Source organism: Flavobacterium sp. (genome assembly GCF_020217025.1).
Taxonomy (GTDB): domain Bacteria; phylum Bacteroidota; class Bacteroidia; order Flavobacteriales; family Flavobacteriaceae; genus Flavobacterium.
Window position 1 is genome coordinate 1 of sequence record NZ_JAIWOF010000144.1, and the last position, 10,000, is coordinate 10,000.

Annotated in this window: 11 protein-coding genes and 1 pseudogene; 2 read left to right on the forward strand and 10 right to left on the reverse strand. The window is 33.2% G+C overall.

Annotation, left to right across the window (positions count from 1 at the left end; translation table 11 throughout):
* A partial coding sequence (locus LDL23_RS07220; RefSeq protein WP_291265098.1) for a replication-associated recombination protein A occupies window positions 1–1,117 on the forward strand: 1,117 nt, incomplete at its 5' end.
* Here the strand turns inward: LDL23_RS07220 and LDL23_RS07225 are convergent.
* The 7 genes and pseudogenes from LDL23_RS07225 to radC all read right to left on the reverse strand — a co-directional run bounded on the left by LDL23_RS07225 (window position 1,118) and on the right by radC (window position 6,889).
* Window positions 1,118–1,831, reverse strand: a complete 714-nt coding sequence (locus LDL23_RS07225) for a hypothetical protein (RefSeq protein ID WP_291265099.1) — start codon at window positions 1,829–1,831, stop codon at window positions 1,118–1,120.
* Between the two features lie 2 nt (window positions 1,832–1,833).
* Window positions 1,834–2,526: a YjjG family noncanonical pyrimidine nucleotidase gene (locus LDL23_RS07230; protein ID WP_291265100.1), complete on the reverse strand. Its 693-nt coding sequence runs from the start codon at window positions 2,524–2,526 to the stop codon at window positions 1,834–1,836.
* Between the two features lie 50 nt (window positions 2,527–2,576).
* Window positions 2,577–3,068: a hypothetical protein gene (locus tag LDL23_RS07235; protein WP_291265101.1), complete on the reverse strand. Its 492-nt coding sequence runs from the start codon at window positions 3,066–3,068 to the stop codon at window positions 2,577–2,579.
* The gene (locus tag LDL23_RS07240) at window positions 3,061–4,320 is read right to left on the reverse strand and encodes an FtsX-like permease family protein (RefSeq protein WP_291265102.1); all 1,260 of its coding nucleotides are present in this window, start codon (window positions 4,318–4,320) and stop codon (window positions 3,061–3,063) included. Before LDL23_RS07240 ends, LDL23_RS07235 begins: the two co-directional genes overlap by 8 nt.
* Window positions 4,317–4,946: an ABC transporter ATP-binding protein gene (locus LDL23_RS07245; protein WP_291265103.1), complete on the reverse strand. Its 630-nt coding sequence runs from the start codon at window positions 4,944–4,946 to the stop codon at window positions 4,317–4,319. Before LDL23_RS07245 ends, LDL23_RS07240 begins: the two co-directional genes overlap by 4 nt.
* A 467-nt stretch (window positions 4,947–5,413) precedes the next feature.
* Window positions 5,414–6,073: pseudogene (locus LDL23_RS07250) on the reverse strand (superoxide dismutase); the annotation flags it as partial.
* 132 nt (window positions 6,074–6,205) lie between these two features.
* On the reverse strand, window positions 6,206–6,889 hold the full coding sequence (gene radC, locus LDL23_RS07255) for a DNA repair protein RadC (RefSeq protein ID WP_291265104.1): 684 nt from the start codon (window positions 6,887–6,889) through the stop codon (window positions 6,206–6,208).
* Between the two features lie 70 nt (window positions 6,890–6,959).
* On the opposite strand from radC, the gene LDL23_RS07260 reads away from it, so the two are divergent.
* Window positions 6,960–7,115, forward strand: coding sequence for a DUF1287 domain-containing protein (locus LDL23_RS07260; RefSeq protein WP_291265105.1), 156 nt, complete (start codon window positions 6,960–6,962; stop codon window positions 7,113–7,115).
* Here LDL23_RS07260 and LDL23_RS07265 read toward each other — a convergent pair.
* The 3 genes from LDL23_RS07265 to LDL23_RS07275 all read right to left on the reverse strand — a co-directional run bounded on the left by LDL23_RS07265 (window position 7,112) and on the right by LDL23_RS07275 (window position 9,896).
* On the reverse strand, window positions 7,112–7,732 hold the full coding sequence (locus tag LDL23_RS07265) for a hypothetical protein (RefSeq protein ID WP_291265106.1): 621 nt from the start codon (window positions 7,730–7,732) through the stop codon (window positions 7,112–7,114). The two genes, LDL23_RS07260 and LDL23_RS07265, sit on opposite strands and share 4 nt — an antisense overlap.
* Window positions 7,733–7,781: 49 nt before the next feature.
* Complete coding sequence (locus LDL23_RS07270; protein ID WP_291265107.1) at window positions 7,782–9,137, reverse strand: Mur ligase family protein; 1,356 nt, start codon at window positions 9,135–9,137, stop codon at window positions 7,782–7,784.
* 69 nt (window positions 9,138–9,206) lie between these two features.
* Window positions 9,207–9,896 (reverse strand): hypothetical protein, encoded by a 690-nt coding sequence (locus LDL23_RS07275; RefSeq protein ID WP_291265108.1) that lies wholly within the window; start codon window positions 9,894–9,896, stop codon window positions 9,207–9,209.
* Window positions 9,897–10,000: the final 104 nt, after the last annotated feature.

Sequence of the window (10,000 nt, forward strand, 5' to 3'; positions counted from 1 at the left end):
CTTAGCTCAAATTATGGCGCAAGAAAGTAAACGTCCGTTTTACCAACTGAGTGCGATACATTCTGGTGTAAAAGACATTCGTGAGGTAATTGAAAAAGCGAAACAAAGCAGTGGTTTATTCACAGCTAAAAATCCGATTTTATTTATTGATGAGATTCATCGTTTTTCTAAATCCCAACAAGATTCTTTGTTGGCTGCGGTGGAAAAAGGTTGGGTAACTTTGATTGGAGCTACTACCGAAAATCCGAGTTTTGAGGTTATTCCCGCTTTATTGTCAAGATGTCAGGTTTATGTTTTGAACGCGTTTACCAAAGACGATTTAGAAGCTTTATTGCATCGTGCAATGAAGACTGATGTTCAACTTCAAAATAAAGACATTCAATTAAAAGAAACCGAAGCTTTGTTAAGACTTTCTGGTGGTGATGGAAGAAAATTATTGAATATTTTCGAATTGGTAATTAATGCAACCGAAAGCGATATCATTGAAATTACGAATGAAAAAGTAATGCAATTGGTACAAAAAAATACAGTACTGTATGACAAAACAGGTGAACAACATTACGATATTGTTTCCGCATTCATAAAATCTATTCGTGGAAGCGACCCGAATGGTGCGGTGTATTGGCTAGCTCGAATGATTGAAGGTGGAGAAGATGTAAAATTCATCGCCCGAAGAATGCTGATTTTAGCAAGTGAAGATATCGGAAACGCAAATCCTACAGCTTTTATCATGGCAAATAATGCTTTTCAAGCGGTGGCAACTATTGGTTATCCTGAAAGTCGCATTATTTTGAGTCAATGTGCGATTTATTTGGCGACTTCGGCAAAAAGTAATGCCAGTTATATGGCAATTGGAAAAGCACAACAAATGGTAAAACAAACTGGTGATTTACCTGTTCCAATTCACTTAAGAAACGCGCCAACTAAATTAATGAAAGAATTAGGCTACGGTGAAGAATACAAATATTCACACGACTTCCCCAATAACTTTGCCGAACAAGAATTTTTACCTACCGAAATTTCAGAGACTAAGTTCTTTGAGCCAGGTGAAAATGCTCGTGAAAAAGAATTACGTCAGTTTTTAAAGAATCGTTGGAAAGATAAATATGGGTATTAATTAGAATTTTACTTCCACTTTCTCTGAATATACTTTACCTTCAAAATCATATTCAAAAAACCAACCACTATTTTTCTTTATTAATACACCTTTAAAAATATCCTTAGAAGCAATAAAAACATTTTCTAATGATGTACTATGTAGTATTAAAACAATGTTATTTGTATGATTAATTAAATTGTATCCTGTTTCTGTTGGAAGTGCACGAAGCTGAGACACATCAATAATTGTATTAGGTTTTGCAATTGGCTCTTTTACAACAACCTCTTTTGAAGTTTCAGGTGTTTTAACAAAATTATTTTTAAACTTTAAATTCCCTTTTAAAGAGTTTAAAGCAATTCTAAAAGCCTCATTATATGCTTTAACAAATTCTTTTTCTTTACTCGTTCCGTATTCACTAAAAAAAAGAACGTTATTATAACAATCTTTTATTTCAATGTTTACACTTTTTGCTAAAAACTTCTTCTCTTCATTAGCATCAACAAACAAAGCTAAACATCTATTTTTTGCTAACTCTTCAGGCAAAATATCCGAAGCAAAATACACTTGAAAACCTTGGCTCTCAAAAAATGACTTTGTAAGTGTATTCAAATTAAACCTGTTATCTTCATTAAAAATGCTAAATCTTTTAGGAACAATCACATATTTATAACTTTCCTGAGCAAAAGAAAAAGCACTTAAAAATAGTGCCATAATTACAACAACTTTCTTCATAACTATAATATATTTTTTAATTCTAATAAATGTTTTACTTGAAAGACTGTGTGTTCTACTTCAATATTTTGTTCGTTGAAAAACACTGCTTCTATGCCTGCTTCTTGTGCTCCAATGATATCGGCTTCGTAACTATCGCCTATCATTAAGCTTTCTTCTTTTGAAGCTTTTGCCAAAGATAAGGCAAAATCGAATATGTTTCGATGTGGTTTTTTAACTCCTGCCATTTCGGAATTGGTAATCGTTTCAAAATAATGATCAATATTGGAATTCTTCATTTTTTTGGTTTGAACCGATGCAAATCCGTTAGTAATAATATGCAATTGATATTTTGGTTTTAGATAATCCAATAACTCAATAGCGCCATCAAAAAGATGATTGTATTCGGGTAAATATTTGATGTATTCTTCTGATAAGTGATGAATCATTTCATCAGAAACTTCAAAATTCAAGGCATCGAAAACGTCTTTTAAACGATAATAACGTAAATCTTCGTGTGAGATTTGATTCACTTGGTACAATTTCCAATAATGTTGGTTTCTTGGAATGTAAATATTCAGAAAATCGGATAATTCAATATCAAAACCTTGCTGTTTGAAAATCGTATCAAAGGCAAAACCTGAATTTTTATCGAAATCCCAAAGCGTGTGATCTAAATCAAAAAAGAGATGTTTTTTGTGTTGAAATGAATGCAATGCTATATGTTTGAATGATTAAAAAAAGCCCAAACGAATGGGCTTCCAAATTATTTGCTTTGAGAGATAATTACAGCGTCTTCGATATGATAAATCCAATCTTCAACGTCAGTTTCGTTATATCTAAAAGTTCCTTTTAAGGTTACATAAGTATCGGTTTTTAACTTTGGAAAAGCACCACCTTTAAATTTGATTCCAGCAATAGTCTCTGGTCCAGATTTTCCACAGAAGAAACAAGCTGCGAATACGTTTTTACTCAACGCATAGTTTTTGTTATCGATTGGTACAATAAATCCGCTCATGAAAACGGTTTTCTTTTGCATCATTTTCAATTTCATGTTCACTTGTGGGAATTCTACTTCACCATAAGTTGCGTGTTTTTTACGAACGTATTTAATATCACCTAACATTTTCCATGTCAATGTATCTGATGATATAGATGATTTGTTAGTAGTTTTTTCAATTGAAGTTGTACGATCTGAAAAGCTCATCATCGAAATAAAAACGACTAAAGCCAAACTTAATTTAATATAATTACGCATTTGCTAATGTTTTTGAAATATTTAAATTGTATGCTTTTATAGCTGGAATTAACGCTGCAATAAAGCCTACAAATATAGTTAGTAAAAATAAGGTTCCCTCTTTCTCCCAAATAAATTCGTATGGATTGAAACTCATTTTGAAATCTTCTTCGGCTGAGTTTGATAACATACTTAATCCTACCCTTCCCAAAATCGTACCAAAGACAAATCCAACCACACATAAAAGTAAACTTTCTATCATGACGACTTTTAAAAGTTGTAATCTTTTGGCTCCGTTAACACGCATTAAAGCAAATTCGTTTTCGCGTTCTTTCAAAGTATTGTAAAGTGCGATGAAAATCGAAATTCCTGAAATCAACATGATTCCGTATGCCAAATATTGCAATGCTGAAATTCCAATTCCGAATAAAGAAAACAAACGATTCACTTCTATAGCTGGTGAAGCGACTTGCATTTTAGTATTTTGTACGATGATTCTTGGCCAAGTTACAATTCCCATTTTATTGCGGAATTTTAGTAAAACCGCTGTGATTTCCATTCCGGGTTCATCTAAAGTCATATCAACTTCTTCATGATGTTCTTCACCTTCTACATGAACGGGACCTTCTTCGCCGTGAGCGGGATTTACTTCTTCACCATGACTGCCGTGCATTTGCCAAACACTTGGAATTGTACATAAAATTAAATTATCGACTACTTTTCCTGTTGGTTTTGCAATTCCGACAACTTTATATCCGTAATGTTCATGCACTTCTCCTTCTGCTGCATCACCATGGGAACCAAAGAATTCATCACCAATTTTCAAACTTAATTTTTGAGCGATATCACTTCCGATTACGACTTCGAAGTTTTTTTCGAATAGTTTCCCTTCGGATATTTCAGCTCCGTATTTTTCTAAATAATCGGAAGTTGTTCCTAAGATTTTATAACCACGGTAATTATCTCCAAATGCTAAAGGAATCGCTTTTTTAACAAAAGGATGTTGCATCCAAACTTTTGCCGAATCGTAACTAATATTTCCTGTTGGAGAATCTACTTGGTAAACTGCAGATAAAATCAATTGCAATGGACTTCCTTGCGCGCCCATTACCAAATCAACACCATCAATATTGCTTGAGAATTTTTCTTCAAATTGCTTTTCGACTAAAACCAGAGTCGTAATAATCGCGACACTTGAGGTTAGCAAAACAACGCTCAAGATGGTATTTAATGGTTTGAACCATATATTTTTCCATGCTAATTTTGCTATCATATCAAGGTAATTTTATTGATAAATCTTTCTTTAATTCGGTTGTCGTGCGTAACGATTAGCAAAGCCGCTTTGTATTCTTTTGATAATGAAGTCAACAATTCGATTACTTTCTCTGCATTTTTATCATCTAAACTTGATGTAGGCTCGTCTGCTAACAACACTTTTGGTTCGTTCATTAAAGCTCGTGCAATCGAAACGCGTTGTTGTTGTCCAATACTCAATTGTGAGGGCAATTTAGACGCTTGATTTTCGATTCCCAATTGTTCTAATAATTTCTTAGCTCTTTTCGTATGCTTTTTACCCGTTGCTAACCAACTCGCCATTTCTAGATTTTCTAAAACGGTCAAAGCACTAATAAAATGCGATTTTTGAAAAACCACTCCAATGTGTTTTCCTCGGAATTTATCGGTTGCTTTTTCAGAAAGGGAAACGATATCGGTTTTATCGATTTCGATTTCGCCTGATTTTGGTTTTAACAAACCTGCTAAAATATGCAAATAGGTAGTTTTTCCTTTTCCAGAATCACCTGTAATCAACAAAGTACTTCCTGCTTCACAATACAAATCGGGCATGTGAAAAAGTTGATCTTTTGAGTAGGAAAATGTGATGTTTTTGGTGCTAATCATAGTTCAACGAACATTAATTTTAGTGTTGCAAGATAAGAAATTGAATAGAAAAATTTCTTAAATAATTTCTAATAAAAAACCTTGTGATTTACTTTCATCACAAGGCATTTATATTTTAATCTCAAATATTATTCTTCGTCATGAGTACACAATCCTACTATCGTATGGAAAGTGTCATGTAAACCATTTAAAGCTTTAGTGATTTTTTCATCTGAAGCTTTCGATTTCACTAATTTATCTAATGCTTTACTATCTTTTGCTAATTTATTAACCGAAGCTACAATTTCTTTTTTATTGAATTGCGCTGGAATTTTAGCCATTTTTAAAGCATTTGCTTTTTCAGCCATTTCAGCACTTCTTTCTTTGATAGGCTGTAAATTTCCTTCTTCACTTGGATGAAAAGTTTGCGACATTACCTTGTGAAACGTTTTGATTTCTGGCCAAGCAGCAAAGGTATCTGGTTTTGGCATCGCTGCTTTGTATCTTTTACTAACTTCTGTCCAGTTTACAACATTCCATAAAGCAGATAAATAATCAGCACGTTTGTTTTGGTATTTTAAGTAATAAGCATGTTCCCAAACATCGATTCCAAAGATTGGTGTTCCTTTTACTTCTGCAATATCCATCAATGGATTATCTTGATTTGGAGTTGAACTAACTACTAACTTCCCTTCTTTAGTTACAACCAACCAAGCCCAACCTGAACCAAATCGACTTGCTCCTGCAGCATTTAATTTTTCTTTCAATCCGTCTAAACTTCCGAAAGTTTCATTTACCGCTTTTTCTAACTCAGCCGACATTTTAGTGTTCTTCTCAGGTGTTAAAACTGACCAAAACAACTCATGATTGTAATGTCCACCACCATTATTACGAACTGCCGCTGGCATAGTAGAAATCTTTGCAAAAATTTCGTTTAAGCTTAGTTTTTCATCCGGAGTTCCTGCTAAAGCTGTATTAAGATTTTTTACATAAGCTGCATGATGCTTGCTGTAATGAATTTCCATTGTTTGTGCATCTACAAATGGCTCTAAAGCATTATAAGCATAAGGTAAAGCCTTTTGTGTAAACTGCGCCGAAGCAGTAAGAGTTACTAAAAGTGTTGCAACTAAAAGTTTTATGTTCTTCATGATATTTTAATTTTTGATAAAAATACGGCTTATTGATTAGATAAAAAATTAAGAATTCTTAAAATTTCTATAATTCTTGGTTTATACGCAAAGATTATTATCAAGAACTATGTGACTATGTGTTTCAAAAAATCAAAAAATCCCTTCATCCTGAAAACTCAAATAACCATTTTCGGTGATAATGAGATGGTCTAAAACTTGAATTTCTAAGGTTTGCCCTGCTTCTTTTATTCGTTTGGTGATTTTTAAATCGGCTTCGCTTGCCATTAATTTTCCAGAGGGATGATTGTGTGACAGTATTAAACCCGTTGCATTTTGCTCGAATGCCAATTTGAAAATAATTCGAATATCTACAACAGTTCCAGTGATTCCACCTTTTGAGAGCTGGGATTTATAGATGACTTTATTGGAATTATTGAGATACAAAACCCAAAATTCTTCGTGAGGCAATTCGCCAATAATGGGTTGCATGATGTCGAAAACTGCTTTACTGGATGTGATTTTTTTGAGTTCGATGGCATCTTCGGCTCTACGTCTTCGTCCTAATTCTAATGCGGCGGCGATGGAAATGGCTTTAGCTTCACCAATTCCTTTGAATTGCATAAGTTGGGAAATTGACATTTTCCCTAACGTATTCAGATTGTTTTCGGAGGAAGCTAGAATGCGTTGACACAATTGCACCGCGCTCTCATTTCGAGAACCGGAACCAATTAAAATAGCAAGTAATTCGGAATCAGATAAGGTGGATTTACCTTTTAAAAGAAATTTTTCACGTGGGCGATCATCTTCGGCCCATTGATTGATTGGCGTGTACATAAAATTTAATTTTGGCGTTTATGGAATCAAAAATAATTGAAAAAACTGAAATATCAAAAAGTATTGCTCTGTGATTGGTGACAAATTACCTCATATTGGCATTGTAACTCACGTAAAATCAAACAATGACAACTCAATGATAGTTCACAACGTAGGAAGCGGACAAGTTTTAGAAGATTGTTTGTTGAATTGGAAAATTGTTGGGCATTTTAGGTATGGAGATTAATTAATCTCATAATATACTAACCTAAATTCGTAATAGTAACTACCTGAAACACTTGGACAATGATTTGAAATCATCCCAATTCCTTCAGAGTATTTGTAGTCTATATGATTATTTGGAAACATTGAATCGTAAGAAGTAAAATTTCCCTGATAATTTGAAATAATAAAACTATTCCCTTCTACAATTTCATTTTGAGTGGCCTGCAATTGATAAATTGTTTCTCCCATAGGTACTAAAGTCCCTGGATAATTATGAATAAATGAATAAGAAAATTCAGCATCAAATCCTGGATGTTTCACAACACCCTCTGAATCAACTAAATGATCATTTGAAGTAATTCTTAAATATTCAAAATTCTCATTTTGTAGATTTGCAAACCAATATATTCTATGTCTAATTTTTTTATAATTCAAACCTTCTATAATTTCATCTCCAACAACTTCTACAGAATCAATAATATTACTGTATGTTGATGGACCAAATCCACTACTCTCATATTTTTTGTACACCCATTTATTTCCTTGATTAATATTAAAAAACGAATTAGATTCTGATGAAACATCGTCTAAATCATTTGAACATGAAACTAATATAGCACCAAACAATACAACTAACAATATTTTTTTCATAAGTAAGATTTATCTTAAGAACGAAATAGAAAATATTTTATTGTATCAACCCTTTCACCTCATCAAAATTCAATCCACCATAATTTCCTGAACTCATTAATAGTAAAGCGGAATTTTCTAAATTTTGGCTGAACAAAAAGTCTTTGAATTCGGTTGGATTGGTGTAAATAATCAAATCTTCTCTTTGGAACGATTGTGCGATTTGGTCATAAGTTACTTCCTCCAAACGTTTGATTTTTACAGCATCTGGCGAATAGAAAACAACTGCTACATCGGCTGCGTCTAAAGCACCTTGGTATTCTTTTAAGAACTCGGCATTTAAACTGCTGTAGGTGTGCAATTCTAAACAAGCGACTACTTTTCTATCAGGATATTGTGCTTTCACCGCTTTTGTAGTAGCTGAAACTTTACTTGGTGAATGTGCAAAATCTTTATACGCTACTTTGTTCTTGCTTTCTGCAATTTTTTCTAACCGTTTAGAAGCACCTTTGAAACTGGCGATGGCTTCGTAAAATTCGGCTTCGTCTACGCCCATGCATTGGCAAATCCATTTTGCGCCAGCTAAATTGCTTAGATTGTGTGCTCCGAAAACTTCAATTGGCATTGGACCTTCTGGCGTATCTAATAACGTAGTCCCGTTTTCAACTGTGTAACTTGGTGTTTGATAGGCAATTTTTCGGATTGGATTTTCGGTTCCTTCGGCTACTGCTTTTACGGCTTCGTCTTCTTCGTTATAGACTAAAATTCCGCCACGCGTGATTTGGTTAGCGAAAATTCTAAATTGTTCTACATAATTATCAAAGGTTGGAAACACGTTGATATGATCCCAAGCAATTCCTGATAACAAGGCAATATTAGGTTGATATAAATGAAATTTTGGACGTAAATCTATTGGAGAAGTCAAATATTCATCGCCTTCTAACACTATAAAATCATTGTCTTCAGTTAAATGTACCATCGTATCGAAACCTTCCAACTGTGCTCCCACCATATAATCCACTTCGATATTGTGATAATGCATCACGTGTAAAATCATAGAAGTAATCGTCGTTTTTCCATGTGAACCACCAATCACCACTCGGGTTTTGTTTTTCGATTGTTCGTATAAAAATTCGGGATACGAATATATTTTCAAACCTAATTCTTGGGCTTTTAATAATTCTGGATTATCAGCTTTTGCGTGCATTCCCAAAATAATTGCTTCGATATCGGTTGTGATTTTTTCAGGAAACCAACCTTCTTCTGCTGGCAATAATCCTTTTTTCTCTAAACGTGATTTTGAAGGTTCGAAAATAGCGTCATCGCTACCCGTTACATGATATCCTTTATTGTGTAAAGCTAATGCTAAATTGTGCATGGCTGCTCCGCCGATTGCTATGAAATGTGTTCTCATTTTTATGTTGAATTGTTAAACTGTTAATTTGTCAAATCGGTTAAACGATTAAACATTTTAACAATTACACTATTTGTTTTCAAATTGTTCTTTTAACTTATTTGCTTTCGCTTTGTCGTTTAGCTTATTCAAATATAAGTCATATAATTTATCGAAAGTAGTTTTTGAATTACCAATTTCGTGTGCTTTTTTATAATTTATTTCTGCTTTTGTATAACGACTAAAATACATATCGATGTAACCTTTTGCCAAATAACCATCTACTTTTGAAAGCACCATTAATTCATCGGCATATTTTTGAGCTTTTTTTTCGCTTCCTCCAATGATTCCTGGCAATTCGATATATAACATAACTAATGCCCAACGTGTATCGATATGCTTTGTATCTAATTTTGCAGCAGTTAAAAATGATTCTTCTACTTCATCAATCATTCCTAAAGCTTTGAATTTATTAGATTCTTTGGCTTTCATTCCCAGTGCGCCACCATATTTGTACCAATAATTTGCGTTTTTAGGATAACTAACTTTAAGCTTTTTATAGTTAGTTATTGCGGTATTCCAATCTTTTTGTTGTCCGGCAATATCGCCAAGATATTCAATGGTTTTGGCGTGATTGGGTTGCAATTTTAAATATTCGGAAAATAGTTTTTCAGCTTCGTTGTATTTTTTTTGAGCATACAATTTCTCCGCCTTTTCAAATGTTGATTGCGAAAAGACTGAAAACGAAAATAATAGAAAAAAAAATTGGATGTTTTTCATTTTTCAAAAATAGTGAAATGATTTTAGTTAATTTTACTTACAAAATGATTTATATTAGATTTTTTTAATCAATGAAGAAATATTTAATCTTATTACTAGTATCT